We start from the raw sequence: 20,213 nt of genomic DNA on the forward strand, positions 1-20,213 counted from the left end.
GCGCCGGACGGTTCGCTGCCGCTCCGCTCGCCCGAAACAAGAACGCCGCAGGCGCAAGCCTGCGGCGTTTTGTCGTTCCGAGCGTGCGGCTTACTCGCCGAGCGCCTCGCGCATGAACTCCGGCAGGGCCAGGGCGGCCCTGTGGATGTCGGCGTTGTAGTAGCGCGTCGCGAACTGCTTGGTCGCTGCGCCGCGTTCGCGGAAGCCCGACAGGTCCGCGCCCTTGCGTGCCATCGTGCAGCTCCACCAGCCGGTCGGATAGCACGGCTGCGGGAACGGCAGCGTCTTGACGGCCTGGAACCCGGCGCTGCGCATCGCGATCCGCATCGACTTGATCAGCTCCAGGTGCGCCAGCGGCGATTCGCTCTGCTGCACGAGCAGGCCGGCCGGGCGCAGCGCCTTGAAGCAGCTCGCGTAGAACGCGGCGTTGAACAGGCCCTCGGCCGGGCCGACCGGATCGGTCGAGTCGACGATGACGACGTCGACCGACTCGGGCTCGCACTCGGCCATGTAGCGGATGCCGTCGTCGAAGCGCAGCTCGGCGCGCGGATCGCCGTTGGCTTCGCACAGCTCGGGGAAGTACTTCTCGGCCAGGCGCGTGACGCGCTCGTCGATCTCCACCTGCACCGCGTGCTCGACCTCCTCGTGGCGCAGCACCTCGCGCAGCGTGCCGCAGTCGCCGCCGCCGATGATGACCACGCGCTTGGCCCGTGCGTGCGTGAACAGCGCCGGGTGCGCGATCATCTCGTGATAGAGGAAATTGTCACGCGCGGTCAGCATCATGCAGCCGTCGATGACCATCAACTTGCCCCAGTCGGTCGAGTCGTAGATCTCGATGGTCTGGAACGGCGTCTTCTCGGCATGCAGACGCTCGGTCACGCGGAACCCGATCGACGAGCCGGACGGCTCGTAGGCTTCGGTGAACCAGTTCGATTCGGTGCTGGACATGATGTGTTTTCCGGAAACGGACGAAGATCGCGGGGAAAAGGCGCGCGATTGTAGCGGTTCGCGATTGCCAGTGGACGCGCGGCCGCAGCGGCGCCCTTACAATAGGCGGCTCCGGCCGCCGCGGCCGCTCCCGGATATCGGACACTCAGCATGACGACGCCCTTCAGCATCGAAGACGCCCGCCATACCTATTCGGTCCCGCACTGGAGCGAAGGGTACTTCGACGTCGGGCCGCGCGGCACGGTGCTGGTGCGCCCGCGCGGCGAGGGCGGCCCGACGCTCGATCTGGCCGAGGTGGTGCGCGAGGCGCGCGCGCGCGGCAGCCGTCTGCCGTTGCTGGTGCGCTTCGCCGACATCCTGAACGACCGCCGCGCGCGGCTGCAGGCGGCCTTCGCCCGGGCGATGCACGAATGGGACTATCCGGGCGGCTACACCTCGATCTATCCGATCAAGGTCAACCAGCAGCGCAACGTCGCCGGCGAGCTCGCCGCCAACGGCGGCGAGGGATTCGGTCTGGAGGCCGGTTCCAAGCCCGAGCTGATGGCGGTGCTCGCGCTGGCGCGGCGCGGCAGCATCGTCATCTGCAACGGCTACAAGGACCGCGAATACATCCGCCTCGCGCTGATCGGCCGCAGGCTCGGCCTGGAGATCTTCATCGTCGTCGAGAAGCCGTCCGAGCTGCGCTACGTGATCGAGGAGGCCGCCGCGCTCGGCGTCGAGCCGCTGCTCGGCGTGCGCATGCGCCTGAAGAGTCTGGGCGCCGGCAAGTGGCAGAACTCCGGCGGCGACAAGGCCAAGTTCGGCCTGACGCCGCGCCAGCTGCTGACGCTGATCGACGAGCTCAAGACCGCCGGTCTCTCCGACACGCTCAAGCTGCTGCACTTCCACATGGGCTCGCAGATGTCCAACGTGCGCGACATCGCGCGCGGCATGCGCGAGGCGGTGCGCTATTTCGTCGAGCTCTCGCAGCTCGGCCTGCCGATCCGCTACATGGACGTCGGCGGCGGACTCGGCGTCGACTACGAGGGCACGCGCTCGCGGTCGGACTGCTCGATCAATTACGGACTGGACCAGTACGCCTCGAGCGTCGTCGGCGCGCTCGCCGAGGCCTGCGCGGCCAACGGTCTGACGCCACCGCACGTGCTGACCGAGTCGGGACGCGCGCTGACCGCGCACCATGCGGTGCTGGTCGTCAACGTCAGCGAGGTCGAGCAGGCGCCGGCCGGATCGGTGCCGGCCGAGCGCGACGACGAGCCGGCCGTGCTGCGCCGCCTGCGCGAGGTGCAGGCCGAGATCGGCCGGCGGCCCGCGACCGAGCTCTACCACGAGGCGCAGTACCATCTGTCCGAGGGCCAGTCGCTGTACGCGCTCGGCCAGCTGTCGCTGGCCGACCGCGCCCAGCTCGACGATCTGTACTACGTGATCGTCAACGCGGTGCGCGAGCAGCTCAAGTCCGACGAGCGCTCGCACCGGCAGGTGCTCGACGAGCTCAACGAGACCCTGGTCGACAAGTATTTCGTCAATTTCTCGGTGTTCGAGTCGGCGCCCGACATCTGGGCGATCGACCAGGTGTTCCCGATCGTGCCGATCGCCCATCTGGACCGGCGTCCCGAGCGCCGCGGCGTGATCGCCGATCTCACCTGCGATTCGGACGGCCGCATCGACCGCTACGTCGACGCCGACGGCATCGACGTCAGCCTGCCGCTGCACGCGATCGAGGACGGCGAGCCGTATCTGCTCGGCCTGTTCATGGTCGGCGCGTATCAGGAAACGCTCGGCGACATCCACAACCTGTTCGGCGATACCGATGCGGTCAACGTGCGGCTGAGCGCCGACGGTTACGCGTTCTCGCATCTGCGCCGCGGCGACACCACCGACCTGATGCTCGACTACGTCGGCTACGACCTCGGCGAGCTGCGCGCGGCCTATCGCGACAAGATCGCGGCGGCCGGACTTGCGGGCGCGCCGGCCGAGGCGATCGAGGCGGCGCTGGAGGCCGGTCTGACCGGCTACACCTATCTGGCCGAAGACGCCTGAGTGCGCGGCCCACCGGAAGACCTCACGATGAGCGAATTGAACGCGGGTTTCGTCGGGCTCGGCGCGATGGGACGGCCGATGGCCGGTCATCTGGCGCAGGCCGGTCTGCTGCGCGCGGTATGGACGCGCAGCGCCGACAAGGCCGCGGCGGCGGCGCACGGCTGGGCGATCGCACCGGTCGCCGGACTCGCCGAGCTGGCCGCGCGCTGCGACGTGATCGCGCTGTGCGTGCCGGCCGATGCCGACGTGCTCGCCGACGTCGACGTGATCGCGCAACATGCCGCGCCCGGCCTCGTCGTCGTCGACCATTCGACGGTGTCCTCGGTCACCGCGCAGGAGGCGCAGCGGCGCCTGCGTGCGGCCGGCGGCGATTTCGTCGACGCGCCGGTGTCCGGCGGCGTCGAGGGCGCGATCCACGGCCGGCTGTCGATCATGGTCGGCGGCGAGGCCGCGGCGGTCGAGCGCGTGCGCCCGCTGCTCGCGTGCTACGCGGCCAAGATCAGCCACCTCGGCCCGGTCGGCGCCGGGCAGAACGCCAAGGCGGTCAATCAGGTGCTGGTCGCCGGCATCGCGGCGGCGGTCTGCGAGGGGCTTGCGCTGGCCGACGCGCTCGGCCTCGATGCGCAGACGCTGATTCCGACGCTGTCGGCCGGTGCCGCCGGCAACTGGTTCCTCGACAAGCGCGGCGCGACGATGCTGCGCGACGAGTTCTCGGTCGGCTTCAAGCTGGCCCTGCTGCACAAGGACCTCAAGATCGTGCGCGAACTCGCGCGCGGCGCCGGGACCGACCGCAGCGTGATCGAGAAGGCGCTGGCCGACTACGCCGTGCTGATGGCGCAGGGCCATGGCGACGAGGACATCTCGGCGCTGATCCGGCTCAAGCGGCGGCCATCCGGCGCCTGATCGGGGGGACGCCGGTCCATCAAATTGTGTGACAGAATTCACATAATTTGACCAAGGAGCGTCGCCGTGTTTGAGCATCCGTTCGTCCGCATGGCGCTGGCGTCGTGTATCGGCATCATCGGGATGGGCGCCGCCCGTGCCCAGGTGCCGGCCGATCTGGCGCTCGAGCCGGTCGTCACGTCCGGCCTGACCAATCCGACTGCGATCGCCAGTCCGCGTGACGGCAGCGGCCGGATGTTCATCCTCGAACGCGAGGGCCGCATCCGCGTGCTGACCGCCGGCGGCAGCCTGCTGCCGACGCCGTTCTACACGCGCGATGTCAACACCGGCGACGTCGAACAGGGCCTGCTCGGCATCGCGTTCGATCCGGCGTTCGCCAGCAACGGCACGCTGTACATCGTCTACGGCGGCCCGGCCGCCGAGCAGCGCGGCCTGATCCTGCGCCGCTTGGTTGCGAGCAATCCGGCGGCCAACGTGTTCTCCGGCAGCGAGGCGCGCGTGCTGCGCATCCCGGACCTCAGCTTCAACCACAACGGCGGCGACATCCACTTCGGCGCCGACGGCTACCTGTACTGGAGCACCGGCGCCGGCGGCGGCGAGCCGAACGAGCACGGCCATTCGCAGGCGCTCGACAACCTGCTCGGCAAGCTCCTGCGGCTCGACGTGCGCACCCCGGCCGCCTCGGCCTCGGCGGCCATGTGCGGGGCGACGCCCGGCCAGCCGGCCGAGTATTCGATCCCGGCCGGCAATCCGTTCACCGGCAGCGGCCAGTGCGCCGAGATCTGGCTGCACGGGCTGCGCAATCCTTGGCGCTTCAGCATCGATCGCACGACCGGCGACCTGTGGATCGGCGACGTCGGCGTCAACCGGGAGGAGATCGACCGCTACGTCGCCGGCGGCAACCGCAACTTCGGCTATCCGACCTGCCAGGCCAGCCAGTACTACCCGCCGACCGGCAATGACAACTGCCCGGCGCAGACCGGTACGGCGCCGCCGGTCTTCGAGTATCCGGGCGGCCAGAACCTGCGCTGCGCGATCACCGGCGGCGTCCGCTATCGCGGTCCGATCGTCGGCCTGCGTGGCGTCTACGTGTTCGGCGACTCGTGTTCGAGCGAGGTCCTGCTCGGCAGCCAGGGCAGCGGCGGCGCCTGGAGCTACGCGCCGTTCCCGTCCGGCATCGCGCCCGGTTACGGCACCGTCGCCGCGTTCGGCGAGGCCGAGGACGGCCAGCTCTATCTGGTCGACCACCAGAACGGCCGCATCTACCGCTTCCGCTCCGACGAGAAGGGCGACGACACGATCTTCAGCTCCAGCTTCGAATAGGCCGGTATGATCGCCCGGCCGGTGCCGCCGGCGCGATCTGGGTCACACTTGCGCGCAGGCGCGGTGGCGAGGGTCGGGTGCAAGCGGTAGAAACCGTTGTGTCTTCGGCTCGGTGCGGTCATGCGGCTGGACATGCGAACATCCTCGCGACATCGCGCGGCCCGGACGGTCGCGTCGCGGCGGACATCGCACCCACGCGCGGTGCCGCCCCAGCCGGCGCGACGTCGAGGTCCGGCGCGTGCGCCTCGCCGAATGTCTCGCCGCCTCGACGGTGGCCCCTTTCTGATCGACGGAGTACGTTCATGCGCAAGATGATTCGACTGCTCGCAGGGCTGCTGGTCGGCGCCGGTGCCGTGACGGGCGCAGCCGCCCAGGACATCCCCGGCGTCACGCTGACCCAGATCCCCGGCTCCTACTCGGCTCCGGTCGCGCTGCGCGCGCCTCACGACGGCAGCGGCCGCCTGTTCATCGTCAAGCAGGGCGGCGAGATCCGCGTGTTCAAGGACGGCGCGATGCTGCCGACGCCGTTCCTGACCGTGCCGGTCAACTTCTCCGGCGAGTCGGGCCTGCTCGGCCTGGCCTTCCATCCGAACTTCGGCAAGCCCGACCTGCCGCACAACACCGAGTTCTACGTGTTCTACACGCGACCGACCGGCGATCCGCGCCTGGGCTCGTCGCCCGATCAGGTGGTCGCGCGCTACACGGTTCCGACCCACGATTCGGACGTGGCCAACCCGACCGGCACCCTGGTGCTGCGCATTCCGGATCTGGCGAGCAACCACAACGGCGGCGACATCCACTTCGGCCCCGACGGCTATCTCTACATCTCCTCGGGCGACAGCGGCGCGCAGAACAATCCGTACCACCTGGCCGAGTGCCTGTGGAAGAAGCCGGCGACCTCGGCGAGCGCCTGCGGCGACAGCGGCGGTACGCAGTACTACCTGCTCGGCAAGATCCTGCGCATCGACGTCGACAACCGCGGCGGCGCGGTCGACGCGGAGATGTGCGGCTCCAACGGCATCGCACCGGCCGAGTATTCGATCCCGACCAGCAATCCGCACGCCTCGACCACCGATACCTGCGACGAGATCTGGGCGCACGGCTTCCGCAATCCGTGGCGCATGAGCTTCGACCGCGGCACCGGCGACCTGGTCATCGGCGACGTCGGCCAGAACCAGTACGAGGAGATCACCGTGCAGCCGGCCGGTGTCGGCGGCGGCGACCACGGCTGGAGCCGCTGCGAGGGCCGGCACTACTTCGACGCGTCCGGTTCCGGCACGACCTGTCCGGCCACGACCGGCACGATCGCGCCGGCCATCGAATACAGCCATGCCAATGGCTGCGCGGTCAGCGGCGGCTATGTCTACCGCGGTCCGGCGACCGCGTTCCACGGCACCTACTTCTACGGCGACTCGTGCTCGAGCGCGCTGTGGTATGCGACGGCCTCGGGTCCGGTCTGGGATGCCGACGGCATCCGCCAGACCAGCTCGGCCAGCGGCAACGTCTACGGCTTCGGCGAGGACGAGGCCGGCAACGTCTATATCACCCGCTCCAACGGCACGGTCTGGCGCATCGACATCGAACACGATGCCGATGTGATCTTCGCCGACGACTTCGAGTGATGCCGTAGCGGTCCCGGCGCCACCGGGATCATCGGTGGCGTCACGCGCACCGCGCGTGACGCCACTCGATACCGATCCGGTTCGATACCGACCCCGACCCAAGCCGGTCGGCATCTCGTCGGTGCCAGGTGGACGCCAGGTGGACCGGCGTCCGAATGCGTCTCCTGCGGCGCTTGCGCGTCCTGCGCGTCCTGCTCGGACGCGATCTTGAAATCGCCGATCGCGCTCGGCCAGGCCGAGTCGAGCACAGCACGATCACGCCCTGCACCTATCGCGGCGTCGGCTGCTCGTTCCGCGCCGAGATGAAGGACGAGGAAGTCGTGCGCATGGTCGTGCGCCGATCACCGGCGAGCGCCGCCGCCCGTCTCGGGGAGCGGGGCGGCCGTCGCGCAAGCACGGGGGCGCCTACTGCGCGTTTTCCTTCAGCGCGATCGCGTTGATGCCGTTGTCGGCGAGGGCGCGCTTGGCGTCCTCCAGTTCGCTCGCGCTCGGATACGGGCCGAGCCGGACGCGGTTCCAGGTCTTGCCGTTGATCGAGACCGGCTGCACCTGAGCGACGAAGCCGAGCAGGGCCAGCTTGGCCTTGACCTCGTCGGCTGCGCGCGCGTCGGGATAGGATCCGGTCTGCAGCATGTAGCGCGTGCCCGGTGCCGCCGGTGTGGCCGACGGCGTCGCCGGCTGCTGCGCCTGGGCGGCCTTGGCCTGCTGCTCGGCGCGCGCGCGCGCGGTCAGCTCGGCGTCGGGGATCACGACCTCCTTCTCCGGCAGCACCTGGTAGAAGTCGTAGGTCTTGCGCGGCTTGCCCTTGCCGTCCTCGGCGATGCCGGCGTCGCCGGCGCGCGGTGCGGTCGCCTCGGGGTTGGGCTGCGGCAGGCTCTGCTTGCGCAGCAGCGGGGCCCAGTCCTTGCCGAGCACGACCAGCATCAGCCCGATGCCGAGCAGCATGCCCAGGCCGACCCAGACCCAGACCGGCCAGGACGAGCGCGACGAGCCGCGCGTGGCTTGTTTTCCCTTGCGCCGAGTCGCCATCAAACGGTCTCCGCGGCCGCCAGGCCGACTGAATCATCGCGCAGCATCGCCTCCGGCGCCGACAGGCCGAGCAGATCGAGCCCGTTGGCGAGCACCTGACGCGTGCCCTCGGCGAGGCTGAGTCGTGCATCGCGCAGGTCGGCGTCGTCGACGATGAAATGGTGAGCGTTGTACCAGGCGTGGAACGCGGCCGCGAGATCGCGCAGGTACTGCGCGACGAGCTGCGGATCCAGATGCACGGCCGCGGCCTCGACGACTTCGGGGAAACGCGACAGCTCCAGCAGCAGCGCCTGTTCGTGCGGCTCGGCGAGCCGGTCCAGATGCGCCAGGCCGTTGGGCCGGTCCCAGCTCAGGCCGCGCTCGGCCAGCTGCCGTCGCACGCTGCACACGCGGGCGTGCGCGTACTGGATGTAGAACACCGGATTGTCGTTGGTCTGCGCGCGCGCCAGGTCGATGTCGAAGACCAGCTGCGAATCGGTCTTGCGCGCGATCAGGAAGTAGCGCGTCGCATCGCGGCCGACCTCGTCGATCAGGTCGCGCACCGTGACGTAGCTGCCGGCGCGCTTGGACAGCTTGACCTCCTCGCCGCCGCGCATGACCGTCACCATCTGGTGCAGCACGTACTCGGGCCAGCCCTTCGGGATGCCGATGTCGAGCGCCTGCAGGCCGGCACGCACGCGCGTGATCGTCGAGTGATGGTCCGCGCCCTGCTCGTTGACGACGCGCTGGAAGCCGCGCCGCCACTTGTCGACGTGATAGGCCACGTCCGGCACGAAATAGGTGTAGCCGCCCTCGCTCTTGCGCATGACGCGATCCTTGTCGTCGCCGAAGTCGGTGGTCTTCAGCCAGAGCGCGCCGTCCTGCTCGTAGGTGTGGCCGGCCGCGATCAGGTCGCGCACGGTGGCCTCGACCTTGCCGTCGGCATACAGCGAGGACTCCAGGAAGTAGACGTCGAAGACCACGCCGAACGCACGCAGGTCCAGGTCCTGCTCACGCCGCAGCCAGGCCACCGCGAAGCGCCGGATCGCGTCGAGATCGTCGCTGTCGGCGGCGCCGCGGACGTCCTGGCCGTCGGCGTGGACGGTCGCGCCGGCCATGTAGTCGCGCGCGACGTCGAGGATGTAGTCGCCGCGGTAGCCGTCGGCCGGCCAATCGGCGTGGTCGGGCGTCAGACCGCGGCTGCGTGCCTGCACCGACAGGGCCAGATTGGCGATCTGGGCGCCGGCATCGTTGTAGTAGAACTCGCGCGTCACCGCCCAGCCGTTGGCTTCGAGCACACGCGCCAGGCTGTCGCCGACGGCCGCGCCGCGGCCATGACCGACGTGCAGCGGTCCGGTCGGGTTGGCCGATACGAACTCGATCTGGACCGGGCGTCCGCGGCCGCTGCCGTTGCGGCCGTAGGCGTCGCCGCGCTCGAGGATCGTGCGCAGTTCCTGCGCGTACGCGGCGCCGTCCAGCGCGATGTTGATGAAGCCGGGGCCGGCGATGTCGACCCGCGCGATGCCGGCACGCGCCGGCAGGGCGGCGACGAGCGCGGCGGCCAGGTCGCGCGGCTTGCTGCCGGCGGCCTTGGCCAGCAGCAGGGCGGCATTGGTGGCGAAATCGCCGTGATCGCGGCTCTTGGTGCGCTCGACGACGAAATCGGGGAGGTCGCCGGCAGGCAATGAGCCTCCGGCCTGCAGGGCGGTCAGCGCCTGAAGGATCCAGTCACGCAGGTCTTGTTTCACGATGGAAGCCGTTCGAAGAAGCGGCCCTATTGTAGGGCAGGGACGCGGATCGCGATCCTGTGGATAAGTCTGTGGGTGAGTGTCGCCGATCGCGCCGATTTCGCGGACAAGATGGCCGCCGGGCCGCGAGCTGATCGAGATGTCAGCTATAAAACTCATCTATTTCATAAGGATACGGATGACTTCGCGAAACCGCATGTGAAGTCGCGCGAAAGTCGCGGAGCGGGGGCGGTTTGTGAATAAGTGCGGCGGGCGCGGCCGGACACGGCCCGGTCAGCCGCCGGGCCGGGCGGCCAGCGCCGCACCGAGCGAGCGGTACAGCGCGATGGCTGCCTCGCCGGTCGCCGGGGCGGCGCCGGCCGCCACGCGCGCCCGTACGCCGGCGCACAGAGCCCTCAGGCGCGGGGCGTTGTCGTGTTTGCCGGCGGCGAACGCGTTGCGTCCGGCCTGGGAGTGGAAGCGGTGCAGGTCGAAGAAATAGGCCTCCTGTGCGTCGGTCAGGAAGCGCAGCACCGGCGTCGCGCTGTCGGCGGCATCGAGACGCCGCCCGCACAGCATTTCGCGCTCGCGGCACAGCCGTTCGCCGCTGGCGAGGAACGAGATGAACGGCTCGGCGACGTTGGCGGTGTCCAGGTCGGCCGCGATCAGCGCCAGCTGCGCGGCTCGGCTCCAGTGCGGGCGCTCGCGCCAGTGCGGGTCGTGCAGGTCCAGATAGGCTGGCAGGCTCGGCGCCAGCGCACCACCGGTCTGCAGCATCTCGGCGGCATTGGGCACGGGGCCGCCCGAGGAGCCCCGTGCATCGAACGTGCTGCCGCCGATCATCAGCGCGAGGTCGACGTAGAAATCCTGGTCGTCGGGCCGCGAGAAGCCGCAGACGTCGAGGATGCGCCAGGCCTCCTCGATGCTGGCGCGCTCGTTGGCGCCGATTCGCTCGTCGCGCTGCGGCGCCTCGCGCTGGCGCAGGTCGTGCATCGCGGCGAACAGCGCCAGTGCGCACCAGTCGCGCCAGCCGAGCGCGTGCAGTCCGCCATCGGCGAGCAGGCGCCCGATCCGGCCGTCGAGGATCTCGAGGATGTGGTCCTCGCAGTGATAGGCGTGGTAGTCCTCGCCGAGCCGGCCGTGGCGCACGCTGGTGCGGGCATGTGCCAGCACGATCGCGTCGGCCACGCGCGGCAGCCGGTCGGCCTGCGGGCCGGCGAACGGCAGCAGCGGTCCGAGCCGTTCCGCCAGCAGGTGCTCCAGTCGCGCGGCGTCGGGTCGCGACAGGCGGCGCGCATCGTCGACGCTGGCGATCCGCGCTTCGACGTCATCGGGTGGGAAGGACCGCGGAAACGCCGGTAGCACGCACGCTCCATGTCTGCCTCGGGAGCGCGCAGTATAGGCGGGGGCGCGGCGACGCGCGTCTCAGATCAGGCCGCGCCGCGCCAGCGAGACCGGCGCGCCGCGGCCGATCACGAAGTGGTCGAGCACGCGCACGTCGATCAGGTCGAGCACGTCGCGCAGGCGCAAGGTGATCGCGCGGTCCGCGGCGCTCGGCTCCGATTCGCCGGACGGATGGTTGTGCGCGAAGATCACCGCGGCCGCGTTGAGCGCCAGACAGCGGCGCACGACCTCGCGCGGATGCACGTTGGCGGCCGCGACCGTGCCCTGGAACAGTTTCTCGAATCCGATCACGCGATGCCGGTTGTCGAGGAACAAGCACGCGAAGACCTCGAACGGATAGCTCGACAGCTGCGAGCGCAGGTAGTGCGCGGCGGCATCGGCGTCGCCGAGCGTCGTCGAGCGGCGCATGCGCTCGTCGAGATAGCGCTTGCCGAGTTCGAGGCCGGCCTGCAGCCGGCACCAGGTCACCAGTCCGATCGAGGGGCCGTCGCCGGTCGGACGCGTCGATCGCGGCGCGTCGAGTAGGTCGCATACGCCGCCGGCTGCGCGCAGCCATATGCGTGCGACCTCCACCGCATTGCGCCCCGAATGGCCGGAGCCGAGGAAGACCGCCAGCAGTTCGGCGTCGGACAGCAACGGTGCGCCGCGCGCGAGCAGTTTCTCGCGGGGGCGCTCCTTGCCCGGCAGTTCGATGATCCGCACGCTTGCTCCTTCCGACCGTTTGCAGCCACTGTAGCGGGCGCTGCCGGACCCGACCGCCGTCGCGGCGGCCGATTTTGAGTAAGCTAGGCGCCGGCAATCCGGTCGGATTTTTCGTACATGGCAACTGCGAGCTTGGCGTCCGTGCGCGTGCTGCTCGGCGTGTCCGGCGGCATCGCGGCCTACAAGGCGGCCTATCTGTTACGGCGCCTCGTCGAGGCCGGTGCCGAGGTGCAGGTCGTGCTGACCGAGAATGCCGCCCGTTTCGTCACCGCGCTCACGTTCCAGGCCCTGTCCGGGCGCACCGTGCGCACCGGCCTCTGGGACGAGGCCGCCGAGGCCGCGATGGGCCACATCGAGCTGGCGCGCTGGGCCGACCGCATCGTGATCGCGCCGGCGTCGGCCGATCTGATCGCGCGGCTCGCGCATGGGCACGCCGACGATCTGCTGACCACGCTGTGCCTGGCGAGCGCGGCACCGGTCGCGATCGCGCCGGCGATGAACCAGCAGATGTGGGCGCAGCCGGCCACGCAGGCCAATGTCGCGCTGCTGCGCGGCCGCGGCATGCGGATCATCGGGCCCGGCGTCGGCGATCAGGCCTGCGGCGACGTCGGCGCGGGCCGCATGTCCGAGCCGGAGGACATCGTCGCGGCGCTGGCCGCCGACGCGCGGCGCGGCGATCTGCTGCGCGGCAGGCGCGTGCTGGTCGACGCCGGTCCGACCCACGAGCCGATCGATCCGGTCCGCTTCATCGGCAACCGCAGCTCGGGCCGGATGGGATTCGCCGTCGCCGCTGCGGCCGCGGCGCAGGGCGCCGAGGTCACCCTCGTCGCCGGTCCGGTCTCGCTGCCGACGCCGGCCGGCGTGCGCCGCATCGACGTGCGCAGCGCCGCGCAGATGCATGCGGCGGTACTGGCCGAGGCACCGCGCGCCGACATCTTCATCGCGACTGCCGCCGTCGCCGACTATCGGCCCGAACGCGTCTCGCCGTCCAAGCTCAAGAAGACCGGCGAGGCGATCGCGCTGACGCTGGTGCAGAACGCGGACATCCTGGCCGACGTCGCGGCGCTGCCCGACCGGCCGTTCGTGGTCGGGTTCGCCGCGGAGACCGACAACGTCGAGGCCTATGCGCGGGCCAAGCTCGAGCGCAAGAAGCTCGATCTGATCGCCGCCAACCTCGTCGCCGACAACGTCGGCTTCGAGTGCGCCGAGAACGCGCTGCTGCTGCTGTGGGAGAACGGCGGCCGCGAAGAGCTGACGCGCGCCGGCAAGGACGTGCTGGCCGGCCAGCTGATCGAGCGCATCGCCGAACGCTACCGCGCGCGCTGATCGCGGCGGATCGCGGCAATGCCCGGCAAGGCCGGCATCGCCGCGTCCGCGCCGCCGGTCAGCGCGGCATGCGCCAGATCAGGTTCAGCGTGTAGGCGTCGGCGTGATCGAAGCGGCCGTTGCCGCCCTCGGTCAACGCGAAGCGGTTGCCGATCCGGAACCAGCGATCCCAGTCCAGGCGCAGGCTCCACTGCGGATCGATGTTCCAGGCGAGGCCGAGGCCCGCGACCGGCCGCGTCTTGTCCTCGTCGTCGGCCTCGAAGCGGTGCGGCGTGTCGGTGGCGGTGATGCCGCGCTCGGAATACTCCAGACGCGAGAACACCAGGCCCGCGCGCAGCGACGCCGAGAAATCGGTGCCGAGCGGAATCTCGCCGACGGCGACCGCGCTGACGCCGTGCAGCTTGTACTGGCCCCGGATCGTCGCGCTGCCGGTCGTCAGCGGCACGATCGAGTTCAGCACGAAGTCGCTGTGCGCGTCGCCGAACGTCGTATAGGCCAGTTCGCCGCTGAACCACGGCGTGAAACGGTAGCCGGCGGTCAGCTTGAACGCACTGCCGCTCTTGTCGCTGAGCTTGGCCGATTCGACCGCGTAGGTCGTGTCGCCGGCGTAGGCGTCGAAGATCTGTCCGCGCAGATCGTCGGCGTATTCGCTCGATCCGGCGCCGATGCCGAAGTAGGCGCCCGGCGCCTGCGCCTGCGCGGCGGCGCTGCCGGCGAGCACCAGCGCGAGGCCGGCGAGGATGGGGGCGGTGCGATGGTTCATGTCGTCTCCTTGGCATGGCGCACGGCTGCGCCCAGCTGCGCATGGTAAGCATTGCGCGCCGCCACGCCAGTGCGGTTCAGGCGACCGGCGCCAGTTTCGCGTAGGCGAGCACCAGCCACTTCTGTCCGCTGGTCTCGAAGTTGACCTGGACGCGCAGATGCTGGCCGGAACCTTCGAAGTCGACGACGACGCCTTCGCCGAACGCCTCGTGCCGGACGCGCTGGCCGAGCGAAAGGCCGGCGGTCTGGGACTCGGCGGCCGCGACGGCCGGCCGGTGACCGGCATACATCGGCCGGCTGACCTGCACGCGCGGGCGCACCTCGTGCAGCAGCTCGCGCGGAATCTCGCCGAGGAAGCGCGACGGGCGCGCATAGGTCTCCATGCCGTGCAGGCGGCGCGACTCGGCGTAGGTCAGCACGAGGCGCTCGCGAGCGCGCGTGATGCCGACATAGGCCAGCCGCCGCTCCTCGGCGAGGCGACCGGCTTCCTCGACCGACTTCTGGCTCGGGAACAGGCCATCCTCCAGGCCGACCAGGAAGACCAGCGGAAACTCCAGGCCCTTGGCCGAGTGCAGCGTCATCAGCTGTACGCAAGCCTGCCAGGACTCGCCCTGGCCCTCGCCGGCCTCGAGCGCCGCGTGCGACAGGAACGCGCCGAGCCGAGAGAGGCCGGCCTCGAGATCTTCCGGCGTCGGTTCGAAACGGTCGGCCACGTTGACCAGCTCGTCGAGGTTCTCGACGCGCGACTCGGCGCTGCCGCGCGAATCGGACTCGTAGAACGCACGCAGTCCGCTCTGGGCGAGCACGTGCTCGACCTGCTCGTGCAGCGGCAGCGGCTCGTCGGCCGGGCGTCGGTCGGCCGCGCTGCCGTCGGTACGGTCCGCCGGCGCGTCCGCGCCCGGAGCCAGACATTGCCGTGCCAGCGCCTCGATCAGATCGAGGAACGCACGCAGCGCATTGCGGGCGCGTCCGGCCAGCTCGCCGCCGGCCAGTTCGTTCAGCGCCGCCTCCCACAGCGAGGTATCGTCGTGGCGTGCGCGGCGGCGCAGCACCTCGAGCGTGCGATCGCCGATGCCGCGCGGCGGCGTGTTGACGACGCGCTCGAACGCGGCATCGTCGTGTCGGTTCGCGAGCAGGCGCAGATACGCCAGCGCGTCGCGGATCTCGGCGCGCTCGAAATAGCGCAGTCCGCCGTAGACGCGATACGCGATCGCGTGCTGGATCAGCTGTTCCTCGAAATTGCGCGACTGTGCGTTGGAGCGGTACAGCACCGCGACGTCCGAGGCCGCGCCGCCGCCGTCCAGATGCTCGCGGATGCGGTCGACCACGTAGCGCGCCTCGTCCTGCTCGTTGTAGGCGGCATAGACCTCGATCGGGGCGCCGGCCGGGCCGGCGGTCCACAGCTGCTTGCCGAGGCGGTCGGCGTTGTTGGCGATCACCGCGTTGGCGGCGCCGAGTATCGTCGAGGTGGAACGGTAGTTCTGCTCGAGCCGGATCGTCGCGGCGTCGGCGAAGTCGCGCAGGAAGTGCTGCACGTTCTCGACGCGCGCGCCGCGCCAGCCGTAGATCGCCTGGTCGTCGTCGCCGACGACGAACACCTCGGCGCTGTCGCCGGCGAGCACGCGGATCCACGCGTACTGCAGCGTGTTGGTGTCCTGGAACTCGTCGATCAGCAGATGGCGCCAGCGCTCGCGATAGTGCGCGAGCAGGGCTTCGTCGTTGAGCCACAGTTCGTGGGCGCGCAGCAGCAGTTCGGCGAAGTCGACCAGGCCGCCGCGCCGGCATGCGTCCTCGTAGGCGCGGTAGATCGACACCAGGGCCTGCGCGAGCGGATTGCCGTCGGCCTGGATCGCGTCGGGGCGGCGGCCCTCGTCCTTGGCGCCGTTGATGAACCAGGCCGCCTGCCGCGGCGGAAAGCGCGCCTCGTCGAGGCCCAGGCCCTGGATCGTGCGCTTGACCAGGCGCTGCTGATCGTCGCTGTCGAGGATCTGGAACGTCTCGGGCAGGCCGGCCTCGCGCCAGTGTCGGCGCAGCAGGCGATGCGCGATGCCGTGGAACGTGCCGATCGTCAGGCCGCGTGTGCCGGCGCCGACCAGTGCCTCGGTGCGCGCGCGCATCTCGCCGGCCGCCTTGTTCGTGAACGTCACCGCCAGGATCGACCACGGCGACGCGCGCTCGACCTCGAGCAGCCAGCCGATCCGATGGGTCAGTACGCGCGTCTTGCCCGATCCGGCGCCGGCCAGGACCAGGCAATGGCGCGCCGGCGTGCTGACGGCTTCGCGCTGCGCCGGATTGAGCGCGTCGAGCAGGTGAGAAACATCCATCCGTCGGGTCTGGCTGGGCGTCGGGAGGCGGGCTCCTGCCCGCTACTCGATCGAACCGCGCAAGCAGGCTTGCGCATCGTGTCCGGGCATCCGTTCTGGATCGCGCCTGCGGACCCTCGTTCGGCGAGCGACGAGGAGGTCACGGCAGGCAGGACCGCTCGCACGCGGCGGCATGCCGGGTGAGGGATTTGAACCCCCGACCTTCGGTTTACAAAACCGCTGCACTACCGCTGTGCTAACCCGGCGCAAGCGGCCGATTGTACCCCGGAAGCTCGATCGCCGTTAACGGTTCGGACGCCGGCAGCAGGCCGAGCGCGGTCGCGCGCGCCACCGCATGATGCCGGCTGAACACGCCGAGCTTGTGCGAGGCGTTCTCGAGATGGAACACGACGGTGCGCTCGGCGATGCCGAGCAGGCGGCCGATCTCCCAGCCGGTCTTGCCGAGCGAAGTCCAGCGCAGGCACTCGATCTCGCGCACGGTCAGATGGACCTGCTCCGCGCGCGTCATCCGTGCCACGCAGCGATGACCGGCCTCGTGCAGATACGTCGCCAGCAGCTGCCCCTGCGGCAGCCGGTTGACGACGTCGCAGCGCTTGAGCGGGTGATAGGTCGCGAGGATCATCACGCCCCAACGGCAGCCCAGGCCGTGCACCGGAACGCCGATCGCGGCCTGCAGCCCGAACGACGCGGCCTCCGCGAACAGCCGGCAGGTCCGCTGCTGCGGATCGTGCGTGTCCGCTTCGGACGTCCATACCAGCGGCGTGGCGTGTTCGCGGCAGTGCGCCATGACCGGATCGTCGCTGCGGCACAGCAAAAGCAGGTGATCGGAGATGCCGCTGCGCGGTTCCTCGCTCAGGAAGTAGGGGGCGCCGGGCGAGTTGGACGGGCTGACCATGTAGGTCCAGCACTCGAATCCGATGGCGAGTGCGCATCGGCTCACCTGCCGCTGCAGCTTCTCCTCGGTGTCGCAGTCCAGCAGTCTTACGAATCGGTCCAGGTGTCTGACCATGACGTTCTATCCATCCATTCATCCGGACCGCGATGCGCCGCGGCCGCTTCCCGGCGATTCCTCCACGCTCGCGACTTCTGGCGCAGGCGCGAGAGGAGTGGCAATGCGACAATGACCATGTCCTTTCTTGTCCAAGCACGTGATGTGCCAGGGTGCCATGTCAATTCGTGATTTCATCCTCGTTTCGATGCTGGCGGCGCCGGTCTGCGCGCTCGCCGGCGATCCGCACAGCTATGCCAACACCGAAGCCGTCCGCGTGCGCGCGGCAGCGCTCGATCTCAAGGTCGACTTCTCCGATCGCCGGCTGGCCGGCAACGTGCGGCTGGATCTGGACTGGAAGAAGCCGGGCCAGCACGCACTGGTGCTCGATACGCGCGATCTGGATATCCAGCGCGTCGTCGCGATCGACGCGGCCGGCAACGAGAAGGCCGCGCAGTTCCGGCTCGACAAGCGCGATCCGATCTTCGGCTCCGCGCTGCGCATCGATCTGCCCGAGGCGGCGCCGGCGGTGCGCATCCACTATCGCACCGCGCCGACCGCTTCGGGCCTGCAGTGGATGACGCCGGAGCAGACTGCCGGCAAGAAGCGCTCGTTCATGTATTCGCAGTCGCAGGCGATCCACGCGCGCAGCTGGGTGCCGCTGCAGGACACGCCGTCGGTGCGCTTCACCTACACCGCGCAGATCGCTGCGCCCAAGGGCTATCGCGTGCTGATGAGCGCCGACAACGACGCCGCGCATCCGCTGAACGGCCAGTTCCGCTTCGCGATGAAGCAGCCGATTCCTTCGTATCTGCTGACGATCGCCGTGGGCGATCTGGCGGTGCGCCAAACCGGCCGGCGAACGGCCGTGTATGCCGAGGCCTCGGTGGTGGAGGGGGCGGCCAAGGAGTTCGAGGACACCGAATCGATGATCGAGGCGGCCGAGAAGCTCTACGGCCCCTATCGCTGGGAGCGCTACGACATCCTGGTGCTGCCGGCGAGCTTCCCGTTCGGCGGCATGGAGAATCCGCGCATCACGTTCGCGACGCCAACCGTGATCGCCGGCGACAAGAGCCTGGTCGGCCTGATCGCGCATGAGCTGGCCCATTCGTGGTCGGGCAATCTCGTCACCAACGCCAACTGGCAGCACATGTGGCTCAACGAGGGCTTCACGACATACGTGGAGAACCGCATCGTCGAGGCCGTCTACGGCAAGGACGAGGCCGTCATGCAGCTGGTCGTCGACGACGGCGAGGTGCGCGAGGAAATGGCCGAGATGTCCGACAACGAGCAGCTGCTCGTGCCCGACCTGAAGGGCGTCGATCCCGACGAGGGACTGTCCGGCGTGCCGTACAACAAGGGACGCTGGTTCCTGCGCTTCCTCGAACTGCGTTACGGACGCGACGCGTTCGATCCGTTCCTGCGCGGATACTTCGACCATTTCGCGTTCCAGAGCATCGATACCGACCAGTTCCTGGCCTACTACGAGGAACACCTCGCCAAGCCGCATCCGGGCAAGGTCAGCCGCGCCGAGATCGACGCCTGGCTGCACAAGCCGGGCATTCCGGCCGATGCGCCGGTGTCGCGCTCGCCGCGCTTCGACGCGGTGGATACCGCGCGGACCGAATGGCTGGCCGGCAAGCGCAAGGCCGACGCACTCGGCGCCGGAGAATGGGTCACGTACGAGTGGCTGCACTTCCTGAACGGCCTGCCGGCCACGCTGCCGCCCGAGTCGCTGCAGGCGCTCGATACGGCCTGGAAGCTGACCGGCACCGGCAATGCCGAGATCGCGTTCCGCTGGTACGCGCTGACGATCCGCAGCGGCTACGTCCAGGCCCGGCCGGCGATCGCCGCCTTCGTCGAACGGATCGGCCGGCGCAAGCTGGTGCTGCCGCTGTACGAAGCGCTCGCCAAGACGGACGACGGCAAGGCGTTCGCGCGGCAGGTCTATGCCAAGGCCAAGCCCGGCTACCACCCGCTGACCCAGGGCAGCGTCGAACGCGTCCTCGCCGACCGAGATGTCGGTGAGGGTCCGTGAATAACGGTCAGTGTCAGTAAATGACGAAGGGCGCGACCGTGGCCGCGCCCTTCGTGATCGATGCCCGGAACCGGGCCGCGCGGATCGACGCGGCGCGGAACGGCTTTACTGCACCTGGAACGACTGCGTGCCCGCCTGCTTGCCGTCGATCGAGACCGCGACCTGGTAGCTGCCGGCCGGCCAGCCGTCCGGCTTGCTGATCTGGAACGTCGTCACGGCCGCGCCGGTCGGCGCGATCGTCTTGCTGTCCTCGTTGACGACCTGGCCGTCCTGGTAGGTCCACTTCGCGGTGATCGTCGCGCTCGGCGCCGAACCGGAGGTGCTGACGGCGGCATGGATCGTGTCGGTCGGCGCGAACGTCGTCTTGGCCTCGGTGACCTTCATGTCGGCGCCGACGGCGCTGCCGAGATCGATCGACACCAGCAGCAGGCCGGCCGGTGCCGGCGGCGGCGTGACCGGGGCCGGCGCGGGAGCGGGTGCCGGAGCCGGTGCGGGTGCCGTGGCGGGTTCTTCCTTCTTGCCGCAGGCGGTCAGCGCCAGTGCGCCGCCGAGGGCCAGGACGAGAGTTGCGGTTGTGCGATTGACGATCATGGAAAGCTCCTAGGGCGGATGGTCAGGACTTGTCGGCGTCTTCGGGAATGGTCAGCACCTGACCGGGTTTGATCAGATCGGGATTGGAAAGCTGATCGCGGTTGGCCTCGAAGATCGCCTTCCATCGATTGGCGTTGCCGTAGAACGTCTTGGCGATCTTCGACAAGGTATCGCCCTTGACGACCGTATAGCTGCGCTTTTCGCTCGGAGCGTCCGGCGCAGTCGAGGTGACGCCGCTCTGGACGTTGCTGAAGTCGGCTTTGGCCGGCGCATCCGCTGCGGTCGAGTTGACCGCGCTGTTGACGTTGGAAAAATCCGGTTTCTTCGGTTCGTTGCTCATCGGTGGCTCCCTCCTCGCCGCTGCGAGGGCCGTTAAGTTACACCTCTGGTGGATTAATGGACGGTAATCGGGTTCCCCATCAGGCAACAAATGGTGTCGATGGCCTCGTCGCGTCAGTTACCGTTCACACGGGCGCGGCGCCGAGCGCCGCCCCCGATACGGTGCAGCGT

The 20,213-nt window shown here is 69.6% G+C and carries 16 protein-coding genes and 1 tRNA gene; 6 read left to right on the plus strand and 11 right to left on the minus strand.

Annotated features, from left to right (window positions below; translation table 11 throughout):
- Positions 1–90: 90 nt before the first annotated feature.
- Complete coding sequence (speE, locus tag VMR06_RS05005) at positions 91–948, minus strand: polyamine aminopropyltransferase (RefSeq protein WP_325373657.1); 858 nt, start codon at positions 946–948, stop codon at positions 91–93.
- A gap of 150 nt (positions 949–1,098) precedes the next feature.
- On the opposite strand from speE, the gene speA reads away from it, so the two are divergent.
- The 4 genes from speA (at position 1,099) to VMR06_RS05025 (ending at position 6,833) form a co-directional block, all read left to right on the plus strand.
- Positions 1,099–2,985 carry a biosynthetic arginine decarboxylase gene (gene speA, locus VMR06_RS05010; RefSeq protein WP_325373659.1) on the plus strand — a complete coding sequence of 629 codons (1,887 nt, stop codon included), beginning with the start codon at positions 1,099–1,101 and terminating at the stop codon, positions 2,983–2,985.
- Positions 2,986–3,012: 27 nt separating this feature from the next.
- Entirely contained in the window at positions 3,013–3,888 is an 876-nt protein-coding gene (locus tag VMR06_RS05015; protein ID WP_325373661.1) for an NAD(P)-dependent oxidoreductase, read from the plus strand.
- Between the two features lie 66 nt (positions 3,889–3,954).
- Positions 3,955–5,211, plus strand: coding sequence for a PQQ-dependent sugar dehydrogenase (locus tag VMR06_RS05020; RefSeq protein WP_325373663.1), 1,257 nt, complete (start codon positions 3,955–3,957; stop codon positions 5,209–5,211).
- Between the two features lie 302 nt (positions 5,212–5,513).
- Positions 5,514–6,833 carry a PQQ-dependent sugar dehydrogenase gene (locus tag VMR06_RS05025; RefSeq protein WP_325373665.1) on the plus strand — a complete coding sequence of 440 codons (1,320 nt, stop codon included), beginning with the start codon at positions 5,514–5,516 and terminating at the stop codon, positions 6,831–6,833.
- Positions 6,834–7,238: 405 nt separating this feature from the next.
- Here the strand turns inward: VMR06_RS05025 and VMR06_RS05030 are convergent, their stop codons facing one another.
- The 4 genes from VMR06_RS05030 to radC form a co-directional block, all read right to left on the minus strand.
- Complete coding sequence (locus VMR06_RS05030; protein ID WP_325373667.1) at positions 7,239–7,862, minus strand: SPOR domain-containing protein; 624 nt, start codon at positions 7,860–7,862, stop codon at positions 7,239–7,241.
- Complete coding sequence (gene argS, locus VMR06_RS05035; RefSeq protein WP_325373669.1) at positions 7,862–9,589, minus strand: arginine--tRNA ligase; 1,728 nt, start codon at positions 9,587–9,589, stop codon at positions 7,862–7,864. The genes VMR06_RS05030 and argS overlap by 1 nt, the downstream gene beginning before the upstream one ends.
- 273 nt (positions 9,590–9,862) lie before the next feature.
- A complete protein-coding gene (locus tag VMR06_RS05040) occupies positions 9,863–10,933 on the minus strand; it encodes a hypothetical protein (protein ID WP_325373671.1) in 1,071 nt (356 codons plus the stop codon).
- Positions 10,934–10,993: 60 nt separating this feature from the next.
- On the minus strand, positions 10,994–11,674 hold the full coding sequence (gene radC, locus VMR06_RS05045; protein ID WP_325373672.1) for a RadC family protein: 681 nt from the start codon (positions 11,672–11,674) through the stop codon (positions 10,994–10,996).
- 117 nt (positions 11,675–11,791) lie between these two features.
- On the opposite strand from radC, the gene coaBC reads away from it, so the two are divergent.
- Positions 11,792–13,000 (plus strand): bifunctional phosphopantothenoylcysteine decarboxylase/phosphopantothenate--cysteine ligase CoaBC, encoded by a 1,209-nt coding sequence (coaBC, locus tag VMR06_RS05050; RefSeq protein WP_325373674.1) that lies wholly within the window; start codon positions 11,792–11,794, stop codon positions 12,998–13,000.
- 58 nt (positions 13,001–13,058) lie between these two features.
- On the opposite strand, the gene VMR06_RS05055 is transcribed toward coaBC, so the two are convergent.
- From VMR06_RS05055 to VMR06_RS05070, 4 genes are all read right to left on the minus strand, one after another.
- Entirely contained in the window at positions 13,059–13,763 is a 705-nt protein-coding gene (locus VMR06_RS05055; RefSeq protein WP_325373676.1) for an outer membrane beta-barrel protein, read from the minus strand.
- Positions 13,764–13,839: 76 nt separating this feature from the next.
- Positions 13,840–16,086, minus strand: coding sequence for a UvrD-helicase domain-containing protein (locus tag VMR06_RS05060; protein WP_325373678.1), 2,247 nt, complete (start codon positions 16,084–16,086; stop codon positions 13,840–13,842).
- Positions 16,087–16,259: 173 nt separating this feature from the next.
- Positions 16,260–16,331 (minus strand) — tRNA-Thr (locus VMR06_RS05065).
- Positions 16,322–17,095 (minus strand): helix-turn-helix transcriptional regulator, encoded by a 774-nt coding sequence (locus tag VMR06_RS05070; RefSeq protein WP_325373680.1) that lies wholly within the window; start codon positions 17,093–17,095, stop codon positions 16,322–16,324. Before VMR06_RS05070 ends, VMR06_RS05065 begins: the two co-directional genes overlap by 10 nt.
- Positions 17,096–17,252: 157 nt before the next feature.
- Here VMR06_RS05070 and VMR06_RS05075 point away from each other — a divergent pair, with 157 nt between their 5' ends.
- Positions 17,253–19,112 (plus strand): M1 family metallopeptidase, encoded by a 1,860-nt coding sequence (locus VMR06_RS05075; RefSeq protein WP_325373682.1) that lies wholly within the window; start codon positions 17,253–17,255, stop codon positions 19,110–19,112.
- A gap of 105 nt (positions 19,113–19,217) precedes the next feature.
- Here VMR06_RS05075 and VMR06_RS05080 read toward each other — a convergent pair whose 3' ends face one another.
- Both VMR06_RS05080 and VMR06_RS05085 read right to left on the minus strand, forming a co-directional pair.
- Positions 19,218–19,703 (minus strand): hypothetical protein, encoded by a 486-nt coding sequence (locus VMR06_RS05080; protein ID WP_325373684.1) that lies wholly within the window; start codon positions 19,701–19,703, stop codon positions 19,218–19,220.
- A 22-nt stretch (positions 19,704–19,725) separates the two neighbouring features.
- On the minus strand, positions 19,726–20,043 hold the full coding sequence (locus VMR06_RS05085) for a LysM peptidoglycan-binding domain-containing protein (protein WP_325373686.1): 318 nt from the start codon (positions 20,041–20,043) through the stop codon (positions 19,726–19,728).
- Positions 20,044–20,213: the final 170 nt, after the last annotated feature.

The sequence above is a fragment of the Dokdonella sp. genome, from assembly GCF_035511235.1.
Classification (GTDB): domain Bacteria; phylum Pseudomonadota; class Gammaproteobacteria; order Xanthomonadales; family Rhodanobacteraceae; genus Dokdonella.

What these genes read in the sequence shown, in the direction of transcription:
- speE (WP_325373657.1), bottom strand. Translation starts at nt 948, where the DNA reads ATGTCCAGCACCGAATCGAACTGGTTCACCGAAGCCTACGAGCCGTCC.
- speA (WP_325373659.1), top strand. Translation starts at nt 1,099, where the DNA reads ATGACGACGCCCTTCAGCATCGAAGACGCCCGCCATACCTATTCGGTC.
- VMR06_RS05015 (WP_325373661.1), top strand. Translation starts at nt 3,013, where the DNA reads ATGAGCGAATTGAACGCGGGTTTCGTCGGGCTCGGCGCGATGGGACGG.
- VMR06_RS05025 (WP_325373665.1), top strand. Translation starts at nt 5,514, where the DNA reads ATGCGCAAGATGATTCGACTGCTCGCAGGGCTGCTGGTCGGCGCCGGT.
- VMR06_RS05030 (WP_325373667.1), bottom strand. Translation starts at nt 7,862, where the DNA reads ATGGCGACTCGGCGCAAGGGAAAACAAGCCACGCGCGGCTCGTCGCGC.
- coaBC (WP_325373674.1), top strand. Translation starts at nt 11,792, where the DNA reads ATGGCAACTGCGAGCTTGGCGTCCGTGCGCGTGCTGCTCGGCGTGTCC.
- VMR06_RS05055 (WP_325373676.1), bottom strand. Translation starts at nt 13,763, where the DNA reads ATGAACCATCGCACCGCCCCCATCCTCGCCGGCCTCGCGCTGGTGCTC.
- VMR06_RS05060 (WP_325373678.1), bottom strand. Translation starts at nt 16,086, where the DNA reads ATGGATGTTTCTCACCTGCTCGACGCGCTCAATCCGGCGCAGCGCGAA.
- VMR06_RS05070 (WP_325373680.1), bottom strand. Translation starts at nt 17,095, where the DNA reads ATGGTCAGACACCTGGACCGATTCGTAAGACTGCTGGACTGCGACACC.
- VMR06_RS05075 (WP_325373682.1), top strand. Translation starts at nt 17,253, where the DNA reads ATGTCAATTCGTGATTTCATCCTCGTTTCGATGCTGGCGGCGCCGGTC.
- VMR06_RS05080 (WP_325373684.1), bottom strand. Translation starts at nt 19,703, where the DNA reads ATGATCGTCAATCGCACAACCGCAACTCTCGTCCTGGCCCTCGGCGGC.
- VMR06_RS05085 (WP_325373686.1), bottom strand. Translation starts at nt 20,043, where the DNA reads ATGAGCAACGAACCGAAGAAACCGGATTTTTCCAACGTCAACAGCGCG.